Here is a 24,930-nt window from a genome sequence, read left to right on the forward strand (position 1 = left end):
AGAAAGGAAAGGAGCACAGTGAACTGATCCGGGTTTGACGGACGCCTCAAAAGGTCGAAACAAAGGGGGCGGGAGTCATTTTCGAAAAGTCTTGCCATGCCAGCCGCCCACCGCGTACGGTTCTCGTCGTTTGTGTTAGTCTCATCAATTGACGACAGCACGCACCATTCCAGCCTAGCTGTGATTGCGGTGTTTAAGGCGGTGAAAGGTTTATTGAAGCCACCAACGTCTTCAATGGGCTAATTCCGGCAATCGTAATAGCTGGATTTCCAACCCGGGTAATCGCCCGAATACGAATTTGGGCAGGCTTGAATGGCTGGCAACGACTCTGCATACCGTTTAGTTCGGCTTTCAATACAAGTTCTGATAACCTATTCCGGTGTAGCCGTGCCATATGTAAGGCTACGTCATATCCAGACAATCTACGGGTTACCGACTGACGCCGCAGGCATCCGCTCAGAAAGTAAACTATACAGCATGGCACCAGCTTGGGAAAAAAGACCTGGAATAACAATATCGGCCATATTTGCGCTTGCCGTGGTGCTGGGTGCCATGTTTGCCGCATGCACAAACGGGAGCGGGCAGGATGACATTCTGGAAATTAAGTTCTGGGCTATGGGTCGTGAAGGGGAAATTGTTCCGGAGGTTCTCAAAGAGTTTGAACGCGAGAATCCTGGGGTTCGCGTCATTGTCCAGCAGATTCCCTGGACCTCGGCTCATGAAAAACTGTTGACGGCTTTTGCCGGAGACGCCCTGCCTGATGTCGCCCAGATGGGCAATACCTGGATAGCGGAATTTGCTGCGCTTGATGCCGTTGCCGGGCTGGACGAGAGGGCAGGTGCTTCTTCCGTGATTAAGGAAGAGGATTATTTCCCGGGGATTTGGGCGACGAACGTCGTTGGCGATACCTTGTACGGGGTGCCCTGGTATGTGGATACGCGGCTCCTCTTTTACCGGCAGGATATTCTTAAGGCTTCTGGAATTGTTCGCCCCCCACGTGACTGGGCTGAATGGATGCAGGCCGCAACGGCCGTGAAGCAACATGTTGGGAAAGACAACTTTGCCTTTTACGTGCCACTGAATGAGTATGAGATGCAGGTGTCTCTTGCTCTTCAACAAAGGGTGCCGTTGCTGCGGGACGGAAATCGGTATGGCAATTTTTCCAGTCCTGAGCTGGTGTCCGCTCTTGATTTTTATCTCGACTTTTTTCGAAAGGGGCTGGCACCACCTTCCAGTGAAACCGACATTGCCAATGTATGGGATGAGTTTGCACGCGGCCACTTTACCTTCTATCTGACCGGGCCGTGGAATATTGGCGAATTCCGTCGCCGGTTGCCTGCCGATCTGCAGGATGATTGGATGACGGCCATCCTGCCTGGGCCTTCGGGTCCGGGTGCCTCTACAGCGGGCGGTTCCAGCCTGGTGGTGTTTAAACATTCAGAGCATCAAGATGCAGCATTCCGGCTGATGGAATTTCTGTCCCGTCCCGAAATCCAGCAACAGTTTTATGAGATCAGCGGGAATCTGCCGCCGCGTCGGTCAAGCTGGCGCGGAGACCGGCTTGAATCAGATCCGTACCTCGTGGCCTTCAGGGAACAGCTTGAGCGTGCGCTACCGGCACCGAAAATCCCGGAGTGGGAACGCATCGTGCAGGAATTGCGCATGGTGACGGAGCGTGCAGTCCATGAGCAATGGACGGCTGAAGAAGTGGCGCGTGAACTGGATAGCCGGATCGATCGCATTTTGGAGAAACGTCGCTGGATGCTGGCGCGGGATGGGGGAGACGGGTCGTGAAATCGTCTGTGAGAAATCCCACTTGTTTTTTTTTATCGAAAAAGCGCTGGCTGGTGATCGCATCGTAATGATTTCCCTGCTCTCGTATTCACATGTTTTTCTGTGTTGCCGGGTTTCGCCCCTGTTAGGCGAGCCACTTTTGTTTCGGCAAAAGTAGCCAAAACCATGGACGCCCCGTCTGGCCTCATAAGAGGGGATGGACGCAATTCGGAGGGCGGCCCAACTCGCCTGGCTCAAACAAGGTCCGCCATGAGAGCGTCCCTCCCTTGGGCCAGCCGGCAGGCGTCAGGAAGCGGCGAGGGGGCAGGCGGATAAAGAGGCCTTTGGGAATTCATTGGAATCACAATTGGAAAAATGCGTTGTGATGAGACCGCATTGCACTGGTGGCTGGAAATTTCGTTGCCACCTGGTTTTCTATGTTGCCGGGTTTCGCCCCGGGTGGCGAGGTCCTTTTGTTTCGGCAAAAGGACCCAAAACCAGGTTGGCCGTGGTGTGGCCCTTCGGGTTCCCTGCGCGGTTCGCCGACTCCGGCGTCGCGCAAACTCGCTACGCTCAAACAATGCGCGACTTTTCTCCGGTGTCGGCTGCACTGCTCGGCCACACCACAAGGCCAGGAGCGACTGCCTAAACTATGTACCCCTTAATTAAAGTGTCCCAGCTCGCGGAACCTGCCCTGAGTTTTCGAAGGGCTCAAACAAAGTCCGCCCATTCATAAGAGCGTCCGACCCAAGGACCGGACGGCAGGCGTCACGAGTAAAAACCATCAGTCATTCTTTCGCGTCAACTTGGTTATTCTGGATTCTACCGTGTTGTTCATCTGGCCAATCGGTTTTTCGTGTGATATGGTTTTAACCGGCCAATTTGAGATTTGAGTGGAACACCTCTAAAGAATTTTATGAGCACGGAATCTGAAAATGATAAGATGAGAAAGGAATATGATTTTTCACTGGGTGTGAGGGGGAAATATGCAAAAGCCTACCATCAAGGATCGAACGTGGTTGTTTTAGCCCCTGATGTAGCCGAACGATTTCCCAATTCCGAATCGGTGAACCAGGCGCTTCGTAGCCTTGCAAATCTCATGGACGGCAAACATCAGCCTCAGTAAATCAACGGTCCGTACGTGCGACCCCCCATAGGGTCAACCATATTGATCAGAAACCTACGTCGTCCCTGTCCGGCCCCCCCCGCCTGGACTTTTGCCCATACCCAGCTCACGACGCTATAGCTCTCCACTCCAAAGTGCATCGCTGTTTCCTGAAACCTTAAATCATACAGTCACTTGATCAGATACATCACCACCTTGCGGACATTGTGATACGTGATGAAGGTTTGCGTGATTCCCAAGACCCGACATGATTTTAGAAAGGGGGAACATCCCGTGCAAGAATTGCGCGTTGTGACCGAGCGGTCAGTCCATGAGCAATGGACGGCTGCCGAAGCGGCGCGTGAACTGGATAGCCGGATTGGTCGCATTCTGGAGAAACGTCGCTGGATGCTGGCGCGTGAAGAGGGAGCCCCGTCGTGAAATCGTCCGTGGCAGGCTGGCTGTTTGCCGGGCCGGCGCTGGCGATCATTGCCGTCTTTTTCTTTCTGCCGGTGCTGGCGGCCTTGGCTCTCAGTCTGACGGATTTTGATATTTATGCCCTGGCCGACCTTTCCAACCTGCGATTCGTGGGATTCCAAAACTATATTGAGCTGTTGCAACGACCGTTGTTCTGGCAGGCACTGGGTAATACGCTGTATTTTGTGCTGGTCGGTGCCCCCCTCTCGGTGTTCGTGTCACTGGCGGGAGCACTGCTGCTGAACGGGCAGATGGTGCGGTTTAAGGGATTTTTCAGGACGGCACTATTTGCGCCGGTGGTGACGACGATTGTGGCCGTGGCGGTGATTTGGCGTTATCTTCTGCATACCCGTTATGGCTTGATTAATTATTCCCTCGATTGGTTGGGCCTTCCTGTTGTGGACTGGCTGGGTGATCCGCATTTTTCCATGCCGTCCATCATTCTTTTCGCGGTCTGGAAAAACTTTGGTTACAATATGATTATTCTCCTGGCGGGTCTCCAGGCGATACCCGGCGATTTGTATGAGGCTGCACGGATTGACGGGGCCAATGCCCTTCAGCGTTTTTTCCATGTCACATTGCCTTCCCTTATTCCCTCACTGTTTCTCGTCGGGGTGCTGACCATGGCCGGATACTTCCAATTGTTTGCCGAACCCTATGTGATGACACAGGGCGGACCCGTCCAGAGTACGCTCAGCATTATTTATCTGATGTATGAAGAAGGTTTTAAATGGTGGAGCCTGGGGTCGGCATCTGCCGTGGCGTTTATTCTCTTTGTTTTTATGATTGTGGCGGCAATCGGCCAGCTTATGGTGATGCGTCGGTATGGGAGTGGAGTGTAGGTTTGTTGCCGGGTTTCGCCCGGCAGCCGAGCCACTTTTGTTTCGGCAAAAGTAGCCAAAACCATGGACGCCCCGTCTGGCTTCAAAAGAGGGGCGGGACGCAAATTTCTGGATGGCGGCCCAACTCGCCTGGCTCAAACAAGGTCCGCCATTAGAGCGTCCCTCCCTTGGGCCAGCCGGAAGGCGTCATTGCAGGGGCGAGGAGGGCATACGGATAAAGATGGCTTTGAAAATTCATTGGAATCACTATAGGAAAATCCTGTTGGGATGAGAGCGCATCGCACTGGTGGCTGCTACTCTCGTGTCAACGTGATGTTCTGTGTTGCCGGGTTTCGCCCCGGCGGTCGAGCCACTTTTGTTTCGGCAAAAGTGGCCAAAACCATTGACGCCCCGTCCGGGAACATTAAGATGGGTCGGGCGCAAGATTGAGGAGGGCGGCCTAACTCGCTACGCTCAAACAAAGTCCGCCAGGTGATAAGAGCGTCCGACCCAAGGACCGGACGGCAGGCGTCACGCAGCGCCGCGAGGAATCCAGATAGGGATGACTTTGGAAATTCATTGGAATCACTATCGTAAGATCTTGTTGTGAGGAGAACGTGCTCCTTGGTCCGGACGGCAGGCGTCGGAGCAAGCGAGTCAAGACTTTCAGGGATGCACATGAAGTGCGGGGAGCTATAAATTCGGTATGATTGGTAAGCCTATGAGACAACTATGGAGAGGATCCGGCGTGAATATCGGCCTGTCGTTTCTTTCCATGTTTGCCCTGTTCCCGTTGCTGTGGATGCTGAGTGTGTCCTTTATGGCTCCGGGAGAAGCCAGCAATTTCCCGCCGCCGCTGTTGCCGGAGCATCCGACGGTCGCCAATTATATTAAGCTTTTTGAATATTCCAGCATGGGAAGAAACTTCTTGAATTCCCTGTTTGTCGCGACGGCGGCTACCCTGTTGTCACTCACGTTTAATGTGGCTGCCGGATATGCGTTTGCCAAACTGGAGTTCAAAGGTCGGCACCTGTTGTTCCGCGGACTGTTGAGTGCCCTGGTTATTCCGGCCCAGGTGTCCATGATTCCGCTTTTTTTGATGTTGAAAGGGATGGGGTTGGTGAATAGCTGGATCGGTGTGCTGATCCCCTTTGTGGCCAGCATATTTGGTATATTCCTGGTACGGCAGTATGCTTTGTCCATTCCGACGGAACTGATCGAGTCGGCCAGGATTGAAGGGGCCAGTGAACTACGCATTTTCCGGTCGGTCGTGGTGCCGTTGCTGACACCCATTCTGATCACACTGGGGCTGTTTACCTTTATGGCTGCATGGAATGATTTTTTATGGCCGCTGATCGTGCTGACCGACAGGGATAAATATACTCTGCCGATTGCGCTGGCCTCTTTGTCGCGTGAGCATGTGCAGGATGTCGAACTGATGATGGCCGGGGCCGTGATCACTGTGACACCGGTTTTGATTCTTTTTCTGATGCTTCAGCGTTTTTATATGAGCGGAAATCTTGCGGGAAGTGTCAAAGGATGAGAGGTTCATGGCGGACATCATGCTGCCTGTTTGTCGGCATGGTCTGGTTGTTATTGCCGGTGTGCGCATTTGGGGAGAATCCTGCCGCCAATGATTTTCGGTTGCTTGATGGTTTTGAGAATGTCGGGGAATGGAAGACCATCGCGACGGAATACAGCGAGGCCTCGCTCAGGATGGCAGAAGGCGTGAAGGGCAGTGCGCTTCAACTGTCTTATGAACTTCGAACTGCCGGGGCCGCCAATGCACATCGGGCCATTCAGCTTGATCTGTCGAACAATTTCGAGATCGCATTTACACTCAGGGGGCATGCGCCACAATCTACTTTTGAGATTCGGCTGGTTGATGTCAGTGGCGCGAATGTCTGGTGGAAGCAGTTTCATGATTACGAATTTCCTGATGACTGGACAACCGTTCGTATCCGGCGAAGCGATATCCATTTTGCCTGGGGTCCGATCAAGGACCAGAATCTGAACACCATCGCCAAATTTGAATTTGTGATTCTTGGCGAAACCGGTGACGAGGGTACGGTCGAGTTCGATGCCCTCCAGATTCGTCCGCTTCCTGAGCCGCCCGCCGTGATTCCGCCGGTCGTGGCCATGGCCGGCGACATCCCTGTCCCTGCCGTCCTTGACGGTAATCCGGAAACAACCTGGACGGCCGAAATACCCACGGACCTGATCTTTGATCTGGGCTATTTGCGCGATTTTGGCGGACTGACCTTGCGATGGGCCGAGGGCCAGGTTCCGGAGGCGATGGACCTGGCCCTTTCCGAAGATGGAACAGACTGGACCATGCCGGACTGGGAACGGGGAACCGGGCCTTCCTCGCCAGGAATTATCGGGTATGTGCGGACGGCAGAGGCGTTCGGGCGTTATGTTCGTCTTTCACTTACCCCGGCATCGGAAGGCCGGATTGGCTTGCGGGAAGCTCGGATTGAACCACCGGAATTCGGGCAGAATGACAATCAATTTCTTCTGTCCTTAGCCAGGGAAGCCAAAAAGGGATCGTATCCGCGCAGTTTCTTTGGGGAGCAGATTTACTGGACCGTCGTTGGCCCTCCACAGGGTGGCCGGTCGGCCATGCTGTCTGAAGATGGCGCCATGGAACCGGGCCCCGGCGCATTCTCAATTGAGCCGTTTCTTCTTGAGAATGGGTCGGTGCTGAGCTGGGCCGATGGCGAACATCATCACAGCCTGCTGGATGAGTATCTGCCCTTGCCGCGCGTGCGCCGGACTCATGAGGACCTCTCATTGGAGATCAGTGCACATCGTCCGCCTGTTCCTGCTGGACGGGAAGGGGGAACGGATGGCCATGCCCGGGATGTGGTGACCAGATATCGTGTGGTCAATACCGGCGCGATCCCTCGAACGTTCACCCTGGCTCTTGCCATCCGCCCCATGCAGGTCGATCCGCCTACGCAGATTCTGAACCTTGTGGGTGGTGTCAGCAACATTGATCGAATCGGCTGGGATGGTGCCGCGTTTCAGGTGAATGGTGACTGGTCCGTATATCCTGATCTGAAGCCGGACTATGTTTCGCTCGCGGAATTTGAACGGGCCGGGTTTCCGCATGTGCAGGATGTCGGAGCAAGCACGGTTTCGCAAAGCCTTGTGGCGCCGGGAGGCTTCGGTTCCGGGGTCATGTATTTTCATGGTGATCTGAAGCCGGGTGAGATTTACGAAGTTTCTGTCGTTACGGTGCTCGGTTCCGATAGGAGGCGTGCGCCCGACCTGAACCGCAGGGCCATTGATGCCGGAGAAAAGGCCGCAGCCGAGGAATGGCGGGACATGCTCAATCAGGTGACCATTTCGGGCCCGCCTGAATCCATGCCGATGCTCAATAGTCTGAAAACCGCGTTGGCTCATATGTTGATCACGCGCGACGGGCCGGCACTGCGTCCGGGTCCACGCACCTATGCCCGTTCGTGGATACGTGATGGTGCGATGATGAGTGAAAGTTTCCTGCGTCTCGGGCACAATGACCCTGCGGTTGAGTATGCCCGCTGGTACGCACCCCACCAGTTCGCCAGTGGCAAAGTTCCCTGCTGTGTGGACAAGCGTGGCGCGGATCCGGTTGTGGAGAATGACAGCCATGGAGAACTGATTTTTCTGATTGTGGATATTTACCGGTACACCGGGGATCGTGCCTTTGCCGAGATGATGTGGCCTCATGTGGATAAGGCGGCGGCGGCCCTCGATACCTTGAGGCTGTCGGAACGCACGGAGCATAACCGTCAAGATGATCGCAAGGCATTCTATGGTCTGTTACCGGCATCGGTGAGCCATGAAGGTTATTTGGACCGTCCGGCCTATTCATTCTGGGATAATTTCTGGGGTCTGAAAGGATTGAATGATGCGGCGTTTCTGGCTGAGGAACTGGGTCACGCTGACCGGGCAGTCGACATCAGGGCCGATGCCGCTGAATTTGCGGCAGATATCAGCGCGTCTGTCAGTTTGGTGGGCAAAGAACTTGGGCATGTGCCGGGGGCCGCAGACCGAAAAGATTTTGACCCGACATCCACCACGATCGCGCTTTCACCGACCGGGGCGGCGGCAGCCCTGCCACGAGAATTGCTGATAGCCACGTTTGAAAAAGCCTGGTCCGAGTTTGTATCCCGGCGCGATGACCAAAAAGCGTGGGAGGTCTATACACCATATGAATTTCGGCAGGTCAGCGCGTTTGTGCGCTTGGGAGAGGTGGAACGTGCCCATGCCCTGCTTGATTTTTATATGCATGACCGTCGCCCGACCGCGTGGAACCAATGGAGCGAGGTGATCGGCCGGCAGGAACGGGTACCGCGTTTCATTGGTGATATGCCCCATACCTGGGTGGGATCGGATTTTATCCGGGCGGTGCTTGATCTGTTTGTCTATGCCGATCCAGAAACCGGCTCTCTGGTCATCGGTGCCGGTCTGCCGCGTCATTGGTTACAAGGTAAAGGGATTCGGGTGCGTGGATTGAAAACCCCGTATGGCGAGGTCTCATATACGGCGCGTGATGAGGATGGGCAGGTACTCGTTGATTTGGAAGGATCCTCCATGCCACCCGGCGGCGTGGTTTTTCCAGCTTCCCTGAAGGGAGACCTCAAGGTAACATTCAACGGAGACCCTGTGAACGTGCATACAACATCCCAATAAAACCGGTTGGCGCGAATTGGATTGCGTGCCAGCATTTCTGTTGTGGGTCTCTCTCCTTTGTAAGGAGAGGGTAGGTGAGGTAGATTCCGTGGGCTATCAGTCAATCAGCACCGGAGCAACCAGTAAAGGCTCCGCAGAGGCTACCTCCTCTTTGTCTTTGTTCCTCTTCTGAACAAAGCCTTACAACGGAGGAGAATTCCAGGCCGGTGCCTGTCGAACAAGGAGCACGAGAAGGGGATTGACCTGTGAAAAAAGCAGATAAAGAAAAAAGGATAAGGGTGAATGAACAAACAAGCGACATTTCCCAAGGGGTTTCTTTGGGGTGCGGCCACATCGGCCTACCAGATTGAGGGGGCACCGCTGGCAGATGGCGCAGGTCCGAGCATCTGGCAGCGATTTTCACATACGCCGGGACATACTCTGAACAACGAGACCGGTGACGTCGCGTGCGACCATTACCATCGCTGGCGAGAGGATATCGCCCTCATGAAGGAGCTGGGGTTGCAGGCCTATCGGTTTTCGGTGGCCTGGGGGCGTATTTTTCCCGAAGGCAAGGGGCGGCTGAATGAGAAAGGCCTGGATTTCTACGACAAACTGGTTGATGGCCTTCTGGAAGCAGGAATTGAACCGCTCCTGACATTGTATCACTGGGATCTGCCTGAGGCGTTGGACGATCTCGGCGGATGGTTGAATCCGGACATTGCGCATTGGTTTGCCGACTATGGGGAAGCCATGTACCGACGGCTGGATGGCCGGGTCAAAAAATGGACGACACTCAATGAACCCTGGGTCGTCACGGATGGCGGCTATTTAAATGGTGTTCTGGCCCCCGGACATTCCTGTCACTATGAAGCGCCCGTTGCCGCGCATCATCTGATGCGTGCCCATGGTGCCGCGGTTCAGGCCTATCGCGCTGCCGGTGCTCATGAAATCGGCCTCGTGGTGAATATCGAGCCCAAGTATTCCGCTTCAGATGATCCCAAAGATCTCGCAGCCACCAATCGCGCGGATGCGTATATGAACCGGCAGTTTCTTGATCCGGCACTTCTGGGATCCTATCCGGAGGAAATGAAGGAAATATTCGGTGACGCCTGGCCTGAATGGCCGGCCAAGGATTTCGACCTGATTTGTCAGAAGATCGATTTTGTCGGACTGAATTATTACACCCGGGCCGTGACCTGTGATAAGCCGGATGCCTTGCCGGTGAGGGCCGGGACCGTTCCCCAACCCCATAAGACGTATACGGAAACCGGGTGGGAGGTCTATCCCGACGGACTTTCCGATACGTTGGTCTGGCTCAAGAATCGTTATGGTGAGATGCCGCTGTATATCACCGAGAATGGCTCGGCCTTCTTTGATCCGCCGAAAGCGGTGCATGGGCGGGTTATTGATCCGGTACGGATGCATTACCTGAATCAACATCTTTGCGCGGTCCGGACCGCGATTGAGCAGGGCGTGGATGTCCGCGGATATATGGCCTGGTCTCTGATGGACAACTATGAATGGGCACTTGGTTATGCCAAACGATTCGGCATTGTGCATGTCGATTTTGAGACGCTTGAACGCACGCCGAAGGATACCGCCCGGTATTATTCGAAAATTATCGAGTCCAATGGAGGAATTCTGGACAACCCCTTTCTTCCGGTCTCTTTGCATTTGCGTCATGGCTAGTCTGACCCTAAGAAATATTCACAAGAGTTTTGGCAAGACCGCCGTGTTATCGGGCATTGACCTTGATGTCGCCGATGGGGAGTTTGCGGTGATTGTGGGCCCTTCGGGTTGCGGCAAGTCAACCCTGTTGCGTACCGTTGCGGGCCTAGAGGAGATCGATAGAGGAAGCATTAAAATCGGTGAGATCGATGTCTCGAGGCTTCCCCCCTCGGATCGCGGTATTGCGATGGTGTTCCAGTCGTATGCGCTGTATCCGCATATGACCGTCTATGACAATATGAGCTTCGGGATGAAAATTGCCGGAGCGTCTCCGGAAGAAATCGACCAGGCTGTGCGCGCGGCTGCCGAAACGCTCGGCCTGACCGCGCTGCTTGAGCGGAAACCGAAAGAGCTTTCCGGTGGACAGCGCCAACGCACGGCTATTGGCCGGGCGATCGTCAGGCGTCCGCGAATCTTCCTCTTTGATGAACCGCTTTCCAATCTGGATGCATCCCTTCGCGTGAAGATGCGTCATGAGATTGCCCGACTGCACGAGACGCTTGAAACCACCATGATCTATGTCACGCATGACCAGGTCGAGGCCATGACATTGGCGGATCGCATCGTGGTGCTCCGGGAAGGATGTATTGAACAGACGGGTTCCCCGCATGAACTGTACAAATATCCTGTCAACCGCTTTGTGGCCGGCTTTATCGGATCGCCTGCCATGAATTTTCTGTCCGGGCTCGTGGTAGAAAGCCGCCCGGATATCACCACGGTCCGACTTGAAAGCGGAGCGATGATTCAGGTGAATGGCGTTGCCGGAGCATTACCCCCTGATACTCCGGTCACGCTTGGCATTCGTCCGGAGCATCTGGCGACGGGAGGTGATCACAACCTCGTCGAGACGCAGATCAAGCTGGTGGAGCCACTCGGCAGCCATTCCTATGTCTATCTGGAAACGCCGGATGTCGAGGACCTGCTGATATTCCGCGCATCCGGCGATTTTAGTTTTGCGAAGGGAGATAGGCTGACGGTGTGTATTGCGGCAGACCAATGCCATCTTTTCGGAAAAGACGGTAGGGAACTTCGGCAAAAACCTTCCGGAAACCTCACGACAAGTCAGGGAGATCACTGATGACGTTTTTCAAAAGAAGTCTGTTGACGTGTGTGTCTATTCTGGTCCTGCTGGTATTGCCCCTGAGAGCGGCGCTGGCAACATCGAATATACCGCCAAAGAACACCTGGCGGGTGACTGCTTCTTCGATTCAGAGCGATGAATTCCTTCCGGGGTATTTGGCAGATGGTGACATGGCGACCCGCTGGTCTAGTCAGGCTAAGGATGAGGAATGGGCTCTCATTGATCTTGGAGAGGTGGTGGAGATCACAGGCTTTACCCTGCATTGGGAGAACGGATTTTCGAGCAAATATAACCTTCTGATTTCGACCGATGCCAAGGTGTGGACGACGGTCTATGAAAATAACGACAGTGACGGGCAAATGGATGATATTTATATCCAACCCATTTCCGGAAGATATGTCCGGCTGGATACCAGGGAGAGAGCAACCGCTTGGGGGAATTCTCTCTGGGAATTTGATATTAAGGGGATGGATGACCTTGTAGATATATCCGTGGTTGCCGGAGGCGGGGGCGATGTCAGGGTCATGATGGATGGTCGCAAGGATACCGTCTGGAAAAGCGACGCGGTTGACCGGGCTGAATTGCTCTTGGACCTGCGAAAGCCTAGAAGTATTACCGGGTTGCGCATCGACTGGGGCGAGCTCTATGCCGGTTCGGTGGACATGGCGATTTCCCTGGATGGGAAGGCATGGAAGCAAGTTTCTTCCGTCTCCGTCTCAGAGGGTTCACAGGGGCAATCCACTTTTGTGCCGCATGATGCGGCCGAGGTCCACTATATCAGGCTTGTCCTGACTGACCCTCTTAAAGCCCAGGGTGGTTTTGGGATTGGGGATATTTCGTTGCGAGGTCCCACGGAAGCCTTCACGCCTTTTGTTCAGTATCAATTTGATGCCCGAAGGGCTCCCTTCGGGGATTATCCCCCACATCTCAGGGGATACCAGACCTACTGGACCCTGGTTGGTCTTCCAGTCGATACCGAGGAAAGTCTGTTTGATGAGTATGGCAATCTGGAATTCCAGGCCGATGCCCCCATGTTGATGCCCTTTATACGAGAGGGTGAAAATCTGTATTCGGCTGCCGGAGCTAAGAAAATAACCCAGCACTTGCAGGACGGGTACCTCCCGGTTCCCATCGTACAATGGGAGACGGGAAACGGACTGCATTTCAGGTCCGAGGCTATTACGAGCGGCCCTGTTGATGCCAGCATCACCTATGTGCGACATACGCTTGAAAATCGCTCCGATACTGAACGCAAGGGGGACATCATCGTCACAGTCAGGCCTGCCCAGATTAACCCTGAGTGGCAACATGGCGGACTGTCGCCGATCAATTCGATCCGATACAAACACGAAACCGGGAAACCGGTGATTATTAATGGCAAAGACAGCTACCTCTCCCTCTCGCCTGCCGACAGTTTCCTCGCCCCGCAATATGCTCACGGAGATATTGGCAACGCTCTGCGAGGCAGGGTCGTCCTGGACGCAAGGGCAGATAAGCCAGGCGATACCGTCTCTATTGGTGACGAGACCAGAACCGGTCTCCTCTCGGCAGCCTGGACGTATGCGTTTGAATTGAAACCCGGCGAAACCAAGGAGGTGGTGCTTGCGGCCCCCCTGCATGACACCCTTGAACATATGAAAACGGCCGCTGACTTCGGAAAGTTGCGCGAGGAGTATGTGACTTTCTGGACCGACAAGCTTGACCGTGTGGGATTTTCTCTTGCGGCGGAATCGGTCGTGAATACGGTGAAGTCGCAGGTAGCCTATATCCTGTTGAACAATGATGGCGTGGTCATTCAGCCCGGTGCCCGTAGCTATAACCGGACCTGGATGCGGGATGGCGCTATTATTTCCTCCACCCTCATGCGACTTGGTTTTTTCGAGGAAGTCAGTGGTTTTCTGAACTGGTATGCCGAACGTGTGGAACCTGATGGTCTCGTGCCTCCCATTCTCTTCACCAGCGGTGAGGTGTATGACGGCTGGGGCAGAAATATCGAATGGGACAGCCAGGGGCAGTTCATCTTTGCGATCATGGAGTATTATCGCTTTACGGGTGACAGGGATTTTCTGGAAAAGCACTTTGAGGCTGTTCACCGGGCGATGAAGTACATGGTCATCTTGCGGGAGCGTACGCTTGATCCGAAACATTATGAACATCTTGAGGCCGGTGAACGTCTGAAAGGCATTCTCCCCCCGTCCATCAGCCATGAAGGTTTCATTACCCCGATGCACAGTTATTGGGATGATTTCTGGGCTATACGCGGTTGGGCGGACGGTATTGAAATGGCGGAGATTCTGGGCCGGAAATTTTTAGCCGATTGGGCGAAGGAGGAGGCGAAAAATTACAGTACGAGTGTCAGGGAGTCCATTGAAAAGACCATTGCCTGGAAGTCTCTCGACTATATCCCTGTGGATGCGGACAAAGGCACTCCTGATCCGACCTCCATTGCCATTGCCATGTTTCCCACTGAAGCCTGGCAGGTTCTGCCTGCCGATATCCTGGACCGGACATTCCGGGAATATTATCAAATGGTGAAAAAACGGGATGCCAGTTCTCTACCCTATTCGTACACGCCATACGAGGTGCGCAATATTCTGGCTCTTGCAACTCTTGGATATCGCAAGGAAGCTTTCCACTTGCATGAAATTCTCTTTAAGGGCAGGCGTCCGGCCAATTGGAATGAGTTTGCCGAGGTCGTCCTCTCTGACAGTCGGAAGGGTGTGTATATTGGTGATATGCCACATACGTGGGTCGGGGCGGGATATGTCAATTCTGTTCGTGGACTCATCGTGATGGAGGAGGACAACAGTAAAACCTTGAACCTGCTGTTTGGTACGCCACGTGAATGGCTGGTGGGCGATGGGATTACTCTTTCGAATTTTCCCACACATTTCGGAAACCTGATGATGCAGGCAAAGTGGGACGACAACGATCAGAAGCTGAGTCTGGATGTGGATATGCAAAAAGACATCGCCAGGAAGATTTATGTTCGCTGGCCAATCCATAAAGAGGGTAAGCCTGAGCAGGTGACCGTTGAGGGCGATGACAACTACCGCATTGATGATCACGGTATCTGGTTGTCAGGCAATAAATTCAAGTTGGTGGCCAAATGGTAAATGGCCGGTTTGATAAGGAGTAAAGAGTAAGGGTCAGGGGTGGGATGAATGACTGTAGCCTATGCCCCTGTCATGAAGGTATTCACCTGATTTTTTGCGGAGTCTTTGCCATGGCTTAGGATCTCCTTTTTCAGGACCCTCCTTTGTCGGTTGTCGTTCACCCGCTACCGGGGTTCATGTTCCTGGACGTGTCATAAATTTTGGAAGAACCGTGCCGCCGCATGCCTATGGGGAGTGTTGAATAATCCTAACTTCGATGGGCATATTGACTCACAGGCACGCTGCATATCAACAACCTCGGGTAAGCAATGCACCCGTCTGTCGAAACCCGGGCAACATGACAATTCACCAATCTACTGAAACGTAAGGAGATCGCTTGATGGGTATGGGTTGGCGTATAGGGAAGACAAAGAATCTGGCGATCATCGTGATGCTGTGTGTGATGGTGGTGGGCTTGCAAAGCCCCAATGTTGCGGGTGAGACCATTGGGCGGCACGCCAAGAATATGAGTTTTCCGTCGCAGTGCGCGGAAGAAGACAATGTGAATATTCCGGTCTATGGCGGCTATGTGTCCGACTATCAAATCACCGCGACCTTTCCTACCTACTATCCACTCAAACGTGGTCAGAAGGATCTCTGTATTGGGGATCTGACGAACTGTGAACAGGCGTGGGACATGAGGCCGACGGCGCAAATCGCCTACTACGATGCGGCGCAACAAAAGCTGAAATTTGTCTGGCAGTCGCCTGGCTTCTATTGGTATCCGATTGAAACCCCGGACGCGGTGAATGCGGAAGTGGGTCAATATGTGTCCCTGGCGTATCCGCCGACAGATCGCTATTGGGTAGGCTTAGGCTCGCCACCGGCCATGGCGTATTATGACGCGTTCAAACAAAATCTCATGTACATTGTCCGGGATGAAAATGGGAAGTGGCGGGAGCCTGAGATTGTCGATTCCACCGGCGATGTGGGGCAGTTTGTCTCGCTACGCATTAGCCGGGATAGGCGGCATCATGTGGTGTATTACGATGCGGATCACGGGGATTTAAAATATACCTACAAGAGCAATCCGGATGCGGTGGGCGGATGGGCACCCCCGACAATCCTGGATGCCACCGGCAATGTCGGGCAGCATGCCGCCATGGCGATCAGTCCATCGGGCCACCTGCATGTGGTGTACTACGATGCGGACAAGAAGGATTTGAAATACGTCACCAACGATGATACGCATGGATGGACGGCCCCCGTGGTCCTGGATGCCGTCGGGGATGTTGGAACCTACGCCTCAATGAGCGTGTATTATGAGGGTTGGACGGAGAAAATGAACGGAGCATATGAAGGTCATTATCCGCATGTTACGTATTACGATGCGAGCAACGGGAATTTAAAATATATCTATCAGGATAAACAGGGGTGGTCGACCCCGCTGGTGTTAGATGCGGCGGGAGATGTCGGTCAGTATTCGTCGACGGCGTTTGGTCCGGATGGGGCTTTGCATGTGGCCTATTATGATGCCACGAATAAGGATCTAAAATACCTTCATAAAGAATCTCCCTCGGCACAATGGCCGGTGGGGATCGTTCTTGATGCGGCGGGGGATGTCGGCCGGTATGCCTCGATTGGGGTTACGGCAAGAGGGAATCCGAATATTGCCTATTACGATGCCGACAAGCAGAGTTTGAAATTTCTGGCGAAAACGAAAACGACCGCACCGCAGTGGGACAATCCTCAGGTCATCGCATCAGGTTCCGCCGGTCAGTATGCGAGTTTAGTGACTTCGGGTTTTGTGGACATTGCCGATCTCGACGGTAAGGACATTTACAATGACGGCGATGTGGCGGTTCGAGTGATGGATGTATCCGGGTGGCCCTATGAATCGGGTATGGCTGTTAATATCGTGGGAGGGGCATCGGAGCCGGACCACGATTTCATCCAGTTCCTCAAACGAACGGACGATGATCATGCTCCCCCGCAAATATTTGTGCTCTATGCCAATGGATACGCACGGATTATCACGCAACCCCCGGTGGGACGGGAGGAGCGGGTCTGTTTCGGATCGTCGATGATCATTGGGCCGGCGGCAGAGGATCCCCTGTTTCCGTTCATTCCGATCGAAAAGTTGGATATCGATCCCCACACGATGACCATCAAGGTGCGGTATAAAAACGGATCGTCTGCGGTGCTGCAGCTTCAGGCCGAACCGGGCAAGACGACGGTACGGGTGACGGATGTGACGTACGATACCCTCACCGCGCCGTTTGTCACGATGCGGTCCATGTGGGTGGCCAATGATAATAGCGATATCTCCCGCATCCAAGCTGAATCATCGTCCGGTGTCGTGCAGACGTATACGATCGATCCGACGCATGAGGAATGGACCACTATCCCGGGAGATTCCTGGAGTTTTGACCGGCCTACCTATTCGCGGCATAATACCTCCTGCCCGGATTTCAAGATCGATGTGCTGGAACCAACGGGCTATTTCGTGACCCGGCAGGCGGAGGACTATCGCTCGGGGACCTTGAAGAAAACGTCCCGCAAGACGGCATCCGGGGGGCAAACGGTACAAGGGATGGGGGAAGCGACCTATGTGTTGAACCTGACCGAGGAGATTGCGAATCCGAGCATTCGTTTGCGATATACCAAGGGCAAAGGCGCTGGTGATGTAGTCAATATCTCTGTTGATGGCCGAATCCAGTCGAAGATCGAAATGATTGATGAGGGTGCCATCGGTGAATATATGGTGACGCCAGAGATGCGATTATCACATCCACTTCCTGCCGGTTCCCATACGATACAATTGGAAGTGCAATCGAATACCGGAGCATTGGAATTGGACTATTTTGTCATCCACAGCCAGACCGAACATCCTGGTCAATAGCAGTCAGATGCTTCAAGATATTTCCTCCACCGCTGTTTGTGCCTCGGTACCGGTGTGCATCGGTGAAGATTGACCTTGCCCATGACGCGATGCCATTTCCTATGACCAGTCAACCTGAATGTATTTTGTGTGTTGGCAGTTGGTGGAACTTTAAGGAGCTGGTGCGGAAATTTATATTTTTTATATTTTCTCCACGCGATTTGTCCGATGAAAGTTGGATCATACCGAAATTGTAGCTCAAACCCTTCGACGTTACTTTCAGGCCAAGCTCTAGAAGGCTCCGTGCCTCTGCTTGTCATCCTCACCCGTTTATGGACCCCATCAGAATTCATTTGTTCAGAATGATGAGCGTTGTTGGGGGCATGTCAGGACGGTTGCATATTGCAGTCGGTTTGAATAGGCCAACCGCCTTCACTCCTGATCGTTTTGTCTCCACTGATTATTATCGTTTCTAGAATTCCGGCCCGCCCCACAAAGATGCCACGTGAATGTAGGCCGATATGCCGTTGGCATATTATTATTCAACCTTTTTTATTCTATTCTGTTTTAATCTTTTAGGGATTTCTCTGAAAGGATTCTCAAAGTCCTGCCATACCCTCCTGTGAAGCGGCATGGGGCCGCTGAAAATAAGGAGGGACCACATGAAAGCGGTAATTGACAGGAAACGATGGTGGGCGTTGGGAAGTGGAGTGGCGGGGCTTCTGGCTTTTGCTGGAGCGGGTTTTTTGGGTGCAGGAGTCACCATTCCTGTCCCGGTAGCCTATGCTGAGGCAAATCTCAATGATGGATGGGGCAATGGAGATCAATCCGGAAGCCTGATAGGGCTGGATCCGGAAGGAAAATTCACCCAAGCCTTTCCCCTTAAACACACGGATGTTTCCATTCAGGTCAGCGGCCCCCTGGCGCGGGCTCAGGTAACCCAGCAATTCGAAAATCCTTATCCCGGCAAGATTGAAGCCGTCTATACCTTTCCACTTCCACAGAGAGCAGCAGTGGATTCGATGACGCTTACGGTTGGAGACCGGGTGGTGAAAGGGACGATTAAAAAGCGAGAAGAGGCGAGAGCCATTTATGAAGCAGCGAAACGGCGAGGCCAAGTGGCGGGGCTCTTGGATCAGGAACGGCCGAATATCTTCACACAATCGGTCGCGAATATTCTTCCGGGGGAGAAGATTACGGTGACGATTAGTTACGTGGAGACACTCTCCTATGAGGATGGAGTCTATTCGGTGATATTTCCGATGGTGGTGGGGCCGCGCTATATCCCGGGGAAACCCATAGTCCAGATCCCATCGCTCGGCGAGGGCTGGGCCTATGACACTCATCAAGTCCCTGATGCCTCACATATCACGCCGCCTGTTTTGAAATCGGGCACGCGATCAGGACATGATCTGTCGTTGTCCGTCAGGATCGATGCCGGTGTCCCGATTCAACAGGTCCAATCTGCAACCCATGATATTGATGTGAACAATTCACAAGCTTCTCAGGCGGAAGTCCACCTCAAACGGGAAGCGACTATTCCCAACAAAGATTTTATCCTGACCTATGCTGTGGCGGGGAATGATATTCACGATGCGGTCCTGACACACCGAAATGGGGAAAATGGTTTTTTCACGTTGCTGCTCCAGCCGCCTGATCGGGTGAAGACTGATGAAGTCACACCCAAGGAATTGGTCTTCGTGTTGGATACCTCCGGGTCCATGTCGGGTTTTCCCATCGAAAAAGCAAAGGAAACCATGCGCCTGGCCATCGACGGATTGAACCCCCGCGATAGGTTTAATCTCATCACGTTTGCGGGTGATACCCATATTCTGTTTCCCGAACCGGTTCCCGCAACCCCGGCGAATATCCTGAAGGCCCAGAAGTTTCTGGCCTCACGGTCGGGCGGCGGTGGAACGGAAATGATGAAGGCCATTCGTGCGGCGCTAGAACCCTCCGATTCGCAAGAACATGTTCGCATCGTGTGTTTCATGACTGATGGGTATATCGGCAACGATATGGCCATTCTGGGCGAAGTGCAGAAACATCCTAACGCCCGAATCTTTTCGTTCGGGATTGGTAGCAGCGTCAACCGGTTTTTATTGGACAGGATGGCCGAACAAGGCCGTGGAGAGGTGGAATATGTGGGTTTGAATGATGACGGCTCGGCAGCAGCCCGGCGCTTTCATGAACGGGTTCAACATCCGTTGCTCACGGATCTGTCCGTGGACTGGGAAGGGCTGGATGTGGCGGAGGTCTATCCAAAGCGACTCCCTGATTTGTTTAGCGCGAAACCGTTGGTGTTGACCGGTCGGTATACGACACCAGGCAAGGGCACGATACGGTTGCGCGGCAAGGTGGCAGGGCGTTCAGTGGTGCGGAATATTCCCGTCGATCTACCCGGTTTTGCTCCAGAGCATGATGTCTTGGCTTCTTTGTGGGCGCGAACCAAAATTGCGGAGCTGATGGCGCAGGACTTCGATGGTGTTCAGCAAGGAAACCCCCGGAAGGATGTACGGGAAGCCATCACTCAGTTGGGCTTGGATTTTCGGCTGATGACCCAGTTCACCTCATTTGTCGCGGTGGAAGAGTTGATTATCACGGAAGGTGGACAGCCACGACGTGTAGAAGTACCGGTGGAACTGCCGGAAGGGGTAAGCTACGAAGGCATTTTTGGAAGCGGTGACGAACACGCAGGAAGTTTTCGGCAACACCTGATGCAATCGCCAGCGACAATGAGTCAATCTTTTCTGGGAGGAAAGGTTGCCCGGGAATACGTGGCCTCCAGTCCCCCGGCTATGGTGGATCGTGTGGAGCCTGAAAGGGATGATTCTCGTCGTGGGGACTCATCTAACAAGATGAATTCTACACTCGAATCGTTGGTGGCCCATGTGGAGAAGGCAACCGTGTTGCCTCAGGACGTGGCACAACATGTGACCGATGGGAAGGTATTGCTTCAAGTCTGGTTGACGGATACCAATCCTGAGACCTTGGAGAAGTTGAAAGAACTGGACTTTGAAGTGGTAGCTCAGCCCAAGACGGGCACGCTTGTGATCGGGAGGCTGTCTGTTGAAAAATTAGATGTCTTCTCAAAATTGTCCGTGGTGCAGTATATCACGTTGCAACGTGCAGGAACGTAAAACCGAGGTGGTTAGAATCAGGCGGCTCGGGTATTTCATCCGAGCCGCTTTTTTTTGCGTTATTCCTGGATGCCTTTAGCAGGAATCCATCTTTTCTACCCTGCTGAGTGAGTAAAATGGACGCCCGCCACAAAAGGCGATAGGCCTGAAAGACGATGTTCTTAAAGTTTCCTGAAAATTTCACAACCGGCTTGGATCAAAGCGCATTCTCATTGTGGGCATTACGTCATTTTTCTACTCAATAAAGGCGGTTGATGTCCCCAGGTCTGAGTGCGAAGGACACTTTGCCGATAAGTGAAAGCATAATAGTGAGCGTTTGAGTGCGTTTTTCGTGTGATAGCTATGACCCAATTATCTCAGAGCATTCCTCTGAAAAAACTTCCCGTCCTGGCGACGATTCGAGAAACCCTCATGGTTTCATGGCAGCATCGGATTAGATTGTTCCGCTGGATTATTGGATGTACCCTTATCGCCGGGACCCTTTGTTATCTCCAAGAGTACCTTCGTAAAGTACGTTTGGGCCAATAAGGACTGGAATCCTTTATCAGGTAGAATTTTCCTTTTTATTTTATCTGCATTTCCCACCCTAATGATTTCTGCAATGTTTTCGGTTTTTTGCCATCGTTTAGTTTTAGCAAACGGGGAGGGGAACTCCTTGAGTCGTATTGAATTTGGTAAACGCGAGTGGCGATTATTCTGCTGGAATTTAAATCTATGTTTGGCCGCAATTTTCATTGGCCTTCTTGCAATAATAGTCCGTTACCTTTCTCTGGAAATGTTGGAGAATTTAAAAGGGTATTATGGGGGCCTGGTGTTGATAAAAACATTCTTGGATAACTATTCATTGGATATTTTGTTCTATGGAGGATTTTCCTATCTTCTTGCACCCTATTGTCTGGTTCTTCCAGCAACTGCAGTTGATCTTAAGCCATCTTTGGCATGGTCATCCGAACAAACTAATGGGAATGAATTGAGGCTGGCACTATTATTTGGAGGCCTGCCGTTTGTTTTCGGGTTTTTGTACTGCCCTCCCTCGCTATTGACTTGGTTGGAAAGTGATCAAATGTTGATTGTGAAGCATGTGTTCAGGCCATTTCTTGTGTATTTGGTTACTCCGATCATCGTAATCGTGTTATCCATCGCGTTTCGTGAACTTACCAATTGGACTCCATCTTCCTCCCATTCCGAAAAAGCCTCTTTAGCTTAAAGCCCCTTTGCGCAATTTTTTGTCCTGTTGCCAGTAACACATTGGTTTCAAAGGCATCTACCAGGCGGTTCGGACGGCATATTGGGTAATGAGTGGGTCAGGAGTGAGGATGGTCAGTTCATGTTGAATAGTTTGGCAAATGAGCATGCGGTCAAAAGGGTCTTTATGAAGAGCAGGAAGTTTGGGCAGGTGTCTGGTTGCGGCTTCTTCCAACGCGAGTGTGCTGATGCCATGCCGCTCCCGCTGTTGAAGGATGAATTGATCCACTGGTGTGGGGAGGGGAATCTTACCCAGAGAGTATTTCACGAGAATTTCCCAGACGGAAATCGCACTCAACAAAATTTCATGCGAGGGGTCGGAAAATATCTCCCGACTTTCTGGCGATAGGGTCTTGTCGTCTGAAATGATCCACAGAAATGTACAGGTATCCAGCAGAACTTTCACTCAGATAGTCCGGAAAATGCCTTGAGTAGGTCATTGGGGAGAGGTTCAAAAAAGCTATCGGGAATGGTGAACTGACCTTTGGCTAAGCCAATAGGTCGTTTGCGGGATGGGTAAGCAGGTAACCCTCTAATTTCCGCCACCGGTTTATTGTGCTTACACAGAAGAATCGTTTCTCCATTTTTAAGTTTATCCAAATAGCGGGATAAATGGGTTTTGGCTTCGTGAATATTAAGTTTAATCATAGTCCAAATATAAACTAAAAATTAAACTAAGGCAAGGTCTGTGGCATTTTGGAGGCTTAGCCATGGGTTTTCGGTTCAACCAGGTACAATTGGGACTTTGCCTCTGGCTATTTCTGCTCGCAGCCTTTGGTAATCCCACCAAAGATTCAGAGTTATTGGCTTTCAAAGGGAGAAATGGGTATTCATCGTTTCTTTGAAATGAAATTCTCCACCTCCACTCTAAAGCAGAGCCCAAACTCCTCTCCTGCGGCCATTCCAATTAACCGATATTAATTGGAGAATCCATCGCCTCAAATTACCGGTGTTTTTGCCTTTATGGACACTCTGCAACTTAATCCTTCTCCTAAACCACTCAAAGTTTTGCCCATTATTCGCGAAGCTTTTAGTTTTGCGTGGGATCAGCGTCGCGCACTTTGGGGTTGGATCGTTGTTGGTGCATTCCTTTCCGGATTAACAGATTTAGTCGATCCATTCTTAAAAATAGAGGAAGAAGGGAAAGTTGATGCTTGGCCTACTGTTCTGATGGTGATGCAATATTGTTCGATATTATTTTTGGCGTCGACACCAAGCACTTTGGTTTTTGTGATGTTAGCAATTTATTGTCATCGTTCAATTCTTATTGATCACGGGGGGAAATGTCCCCATCTTCGATTGATTTTTGCATCGAGGGAATGGAGGTTTTTTGCCTGGATTATTGTGGTGTATACGGGAGCATTTTCATTTATCTTTCCAGGAATAACCCTAATAGGGATAGGGGCCATGGCAGGGTTCTTCTCACCGGAAATGGATAATGTATATTTGAATAGTGTTTGGTTTAAAACCCTGGCTGAGTTTTTGTTTATGTATGGAGTTTTTCTCAGCCCTTTCCTCTACATTCTTGGTCGCTGGAGTTTAGTGTTTCCTGCCATTGCCATTGATCATCGACCAAGTTTAAGTTGGTCATGGAAGCAAACGAAACATAATGGTTGGCGCATGGCACTTTTAGTTGGCTTTCTCCTACTGATTGTAGGGAATCTTAATCATGTTTTGCCTTTCATCGGACTCTCTGAATTCCCTATGTTCAGCTCCTACATTAGTTCCTTTGTCTGGTTTATATTTACTCCTGTTGAAGTAGCAGTGATCTCGTTTGCTTTCAGAGAACTCACTAATTGGAATTCTTCTGCTCCGCTATTTTCCCATCCGGGGGAAGCGTGAAATTTTTCCTGCTCCTATGGGAAAAGGTGCTGAGTTCACGCTTTTTTTAAAAAAAAAGGATACTCTTGAAGCGAGGGTTGGATGGCCACTTGTGGTAAGCAACGGACAAGATTTTTGGAAGTGCGAGGAACCGAAAAGAATAATTAAAACGGGACTTCGCCGGCGCGGAGCTTGATGAGGGCGTCTTTGACGAACTCCATGTCTTTGCTGCCGGGCTCCATGTTTTGTGCGGCGAGCGTCCAGGCGGCATCGGTTTCCTGGCGGCGATTCAAATACCACAAGGCTAAACCTCGATACCAGTTGACGGCAGGTTGATTAGGTAGATCCGCCAGGACAATGTCGAAATGAGTGAGAGCCTGTTTGAAAATTTCCGGATCGTCAATTTGACGCGTTTCGATTTGGATAACGCCTAAATTGTAGTGGGCTTCATGCTGCTTCGGGTCCAGCTCCAAGGCTTTTTCCCAGGCCTTTTTCGCTTCAGGGATACGATTCAAGGCCTGATAGGATCGTCCGGCCATAATTTGGCCTTGCAGGTCATCAGGATTCTCTTTGAGGCGTTTCTCCAGTTTGGCGACCATCTCCATCGGATTCGGGCCTCCTCCCATTTCCGCTTCAATGGCCATCAGTTTTTGTGCGGCTTTGAACTGAAGCGCCCCGTAAATGCCGATGGAGGCAAGTAAGACCACCAAGCCCGAGGCGATGGTTGGAACCCAATTTATTCGTTTCGAGGCTGTAGATTGCTGTTCGCTGGTTTCGTCGTGAACGACGTCCTTGAATGTGTCCAGCCGGTCTAACAGACTGAGGAGACGGCGTTCGTCCGTGGCTTTCAACCGTTCGTAGTCGGACGGGTCCATCCTTCCCTGTGATAGTTCCATTTCGAGGTCCTGTAGAGAACGGGCCACAGTTTCTCGTTCGATTTGAAGGTCAAGGAGTTCCTGAGCCCGGTCATCGTCCAGGCCAAAGGAAACGGGTGAAGGATCCCGCCGCCAAAACGGAAGGGTAAGGGAGACAAGCACGATCCCCAGGATGACCACAAACGGAATTACGAAAATAGCGAAAGTCGACATACGGGATTGAGAC

Annotated in this window: 19 protein-coding genes; 16 read left to right on the forward strand and 3 right to left on the reverse strand. The window is 52.2% G+C overall.

Translation table 11 applies throughout. The annotated features are described in order from the left end of the window. Positions 1–96 precede the first annotated feature (96 nt). From PJI16_09760 to PJI16_09830, 15 genes are all read left to right on the forward strand, one after another. Complete coding sequence (locus PJI16_09760; GenBank protein MDT3777839.1) at positions 97–243, forward strand: hypothetical protein; 147 nt, start codon at positions 97–99, stop codon at positions 241–243. A 234-nt stretch (positions 244–477) separates the two neighbouring features. Next, complete coding sequence (locus PJI16_09765; GenBank protein ID MDT3777840.1) at positions 478–1,794, forward strand: sugar ABC transporter substrate-binding protein; 1,317 nt, start codon at positions 478–480, stop codon at positions 1,792–1,794. A gap of 364 nt (positions 1,795–2,158) precedes the next feature. Further along, on the forward strand, positions 2,159–2,422 hold the full coding sequence (locus PJI16_09770) for a hypothetical protein (protein ID MDT3777841.1): 264 nt from the start codon (positions 2,159–2,161) through the stop codon (positions 2,420–2,422). A gap of 294 nt (positions 2,423–2,716) precedes the next feature. After that, entirely contained in the window at positions 2,717–2,899 is a 183-nt protein-coding gene (locus tag PJI16_09775) for a hypothetical protein (GenBank protein MDT3777842.1), read from the forward strand. Positions 2,900–3,127: 228 nt separating this feature from the next. Next, positions 3,128–3,319 (forward strand): hypothetical protein, encoded by a 192-nt coding sequence (locus tag PJI16_09780; GenBank protein ID MDT3777843.1) that lies wholly within the window; start codon positions 3,128–3,130, stop codon positions 3,317–3,319. Beyond that, complete coding sequence (locus tag PJI16_09785; GenBank protein ID MDT3777844.1) at positions 3,316–4,197, forward strand: sugar ABC transporter permease; 882 nt, start codon at positions 3,316–3,318, stop codon at positions 4,195–4,197. Before PJI16_09780 ends, PJI16_09785 begins: the two co-directional genes overlap by 4 nt. A 267-nt stretch (positions 4,198–4,464) precedes the next feature. Next, the gene (locus PJI16_09790) at positions 4,465–4,626 is read left to right on the forward strand and encodes a hypothetical protein (protein MDT3777845.1); all 162 of its coding nucleotides are present in this window, start codon (positions 4,465–4,467) and stop codon (positions 4,624–4,626) included. Positions 4,627–4,882: 256 nt separating this feature from the next. Continuing rightward, a complete protein-coding gene (locus tag PJI16_09795; GenBank protein MDT3777846.1) occupies positions 4,883–5,719 on the forward strand; it encodes a carbohydrate ABC transporter permease in 837 nt (278 codons plus the stop codon). Next, entirely contained in the window at positions 5,716–8,856 is a 3,141-nt protein-coding gene (locus tag PJI16_09800) for a discoidin domain-containing protein (GenBank protein MDT3777847.1), read from the forward strand. Before PJI16_09795 ends, PJI16_09800 begins: the two co-directional genes overlap by 4 nt. Positions 8,857–9,138: 282 nt before the next feature. Then, positions 9,139–10,527 (forward strand): GH1 family beta-glucosidase, encoded by a 1,389-nt coding sequence (locus PJI16_09805; GenBank protein MDT3777848.1) that lies wholly within the window; start codon positions 9,139–9,141, stop codon positions 10,525–10,527. Beyond that, positions 10,520–11,644 (forward strand): sn-glycerol-3-phosphate ABC transporter ATP-binding protein UgpC, encoded by a 1,125-nt coding sequence (gene ugpC / locus PJI16_09810; GenBank protein MDT3777849.1) that lies wholly within the window; start codon positions 10,520–10,522, stop codon positions 11,642–11,644. The genes PJI16_09805 and ugpC overlap by 8 nt, the downstream gene beginning before the upstream one ends. After that, the gene (locus PJI16_09815; protein ID MDT3777850.1) at positions 11,644–14,763 is read left to right on the forward strand and encodes a discoidin domain-containing protein; all 3,120 of its coding nucleotides are present in this window, start codon (positions 11,644–11,646) and stop codon (positions 14,761–14,763) included. The genes ugpC and PJI16_09815 overlap by 1 nt, the downstream gene beginning before the upstream one ends. Before the next feature lie 379 nt (positions 14,764–15,142). Further along, positions 15,143–17,644: a sialidase family protein gene (locus tag PJI16_09820; GenBank protein ID MDT3777851.1), complete on the forward strand. Its 2,502-nt coding sequence runs from the start codon at positions 15,143–15,145 to the stop codon at positions 17,642–17,644. Positions 17,645–18,285: 641 nt separating this feature from the next. Further along, on the forward strand, positions 18,286–20,763 hold the full coding sequence (locus tag PJI16_09825) for a marine proteobacterial sortase target protein (GenBank protein ID MDT3777852.1): 2,478 nt from the start codon (positions 18,286–18,288) through the stop codon (positions 20,761–20,763). Between the two features lie 655 nt (positions 20,764–21,418). Next, a complete protein-coding gene (locus PJI16_09830; protein ID MDT3777853.1) occupies positions 21,419–21,970 on the forward strand; it encodes a hypothetical protein in 552 nt (183 codons plus the stop codon). A 57-nt stretch (positions 21,971–22,027) separates the two neighbouring features. On the opposite strand, the gene PJI16_09835 is transcribed toward PJI16_09830, so the two are convergent. Together PJI16_09835 and PJI16_09840 are read right to left on the reverse strand one after the other, a co-directional pair. Next, positions 22,028–22,414 carry a type II toxin-antitoxin system VapC family toxin gene (locus PJI16_09835; GenBank protein ID MDT3777854.1) on the reverse strand — a complete coding sequence of 129 codons (387 nt, stop codon included), beginning with the start codon at positions 22,412–22,414 and terminating at the stop codon, positions 22,028–22,030. Continuing rightward, on the reverse strand, positions 22,411–22,656 hold the full coding sequence (locus PJI16_09840; protein MDT3777855.1) for a type II toxin-antitoxin system Phd/YefM family antitoxin: 246 nt from the start codon (positions 22,654–22,656) through the stop codon (positions 22,411–22,413). The genes PJI16_09835 and PJI16_09840 overlap by 4 nt, the downstream gene beginning before the upstream one ends. 315 nt (positions 22,657–22,971) lie before the next feature. On the opposite strand from PJI16_09840, the gene PJI16_09845 reads away from it, so the two are divergent. After that, positions 22,972–23,850, forward strand: coding sequence for a hypothetical protein (locus PJI16_09845; GenBank protein MDT3777856.1), 879 nt, complete (start codon positions 22,972–22,974; stop codon positions 23,848–23,850). 143 nt (positions 23,851–23,993) lie between these two features. Here the strand turns inward: PJI16_09845 and PJI16_09850 are convergent, their stop codons facing one another. Next, positions 23,994–24,917, reverse strand: coding sequence for a tetratricopeptide repeat protein (locus tag PJI16_09850; GenBank protein ID MDT3777857.1), 924 nt, complete (start codon positions 24,915–24,917; stop codon positions 23,994–23,996). Between the last annotated feature and the right edge of the window lie 13 nt (positions 24,918–24,930).

The sequence above is a fragment of the Nitrospira sp. MA-1 genome (assembly GCA_032139905.1).
Taxonomy (GTDB): domain Bacteria; phylum Nitrospirota; class Nitrospiria; order Nitrospirales; family UBA8639; genus Nitrospira_E.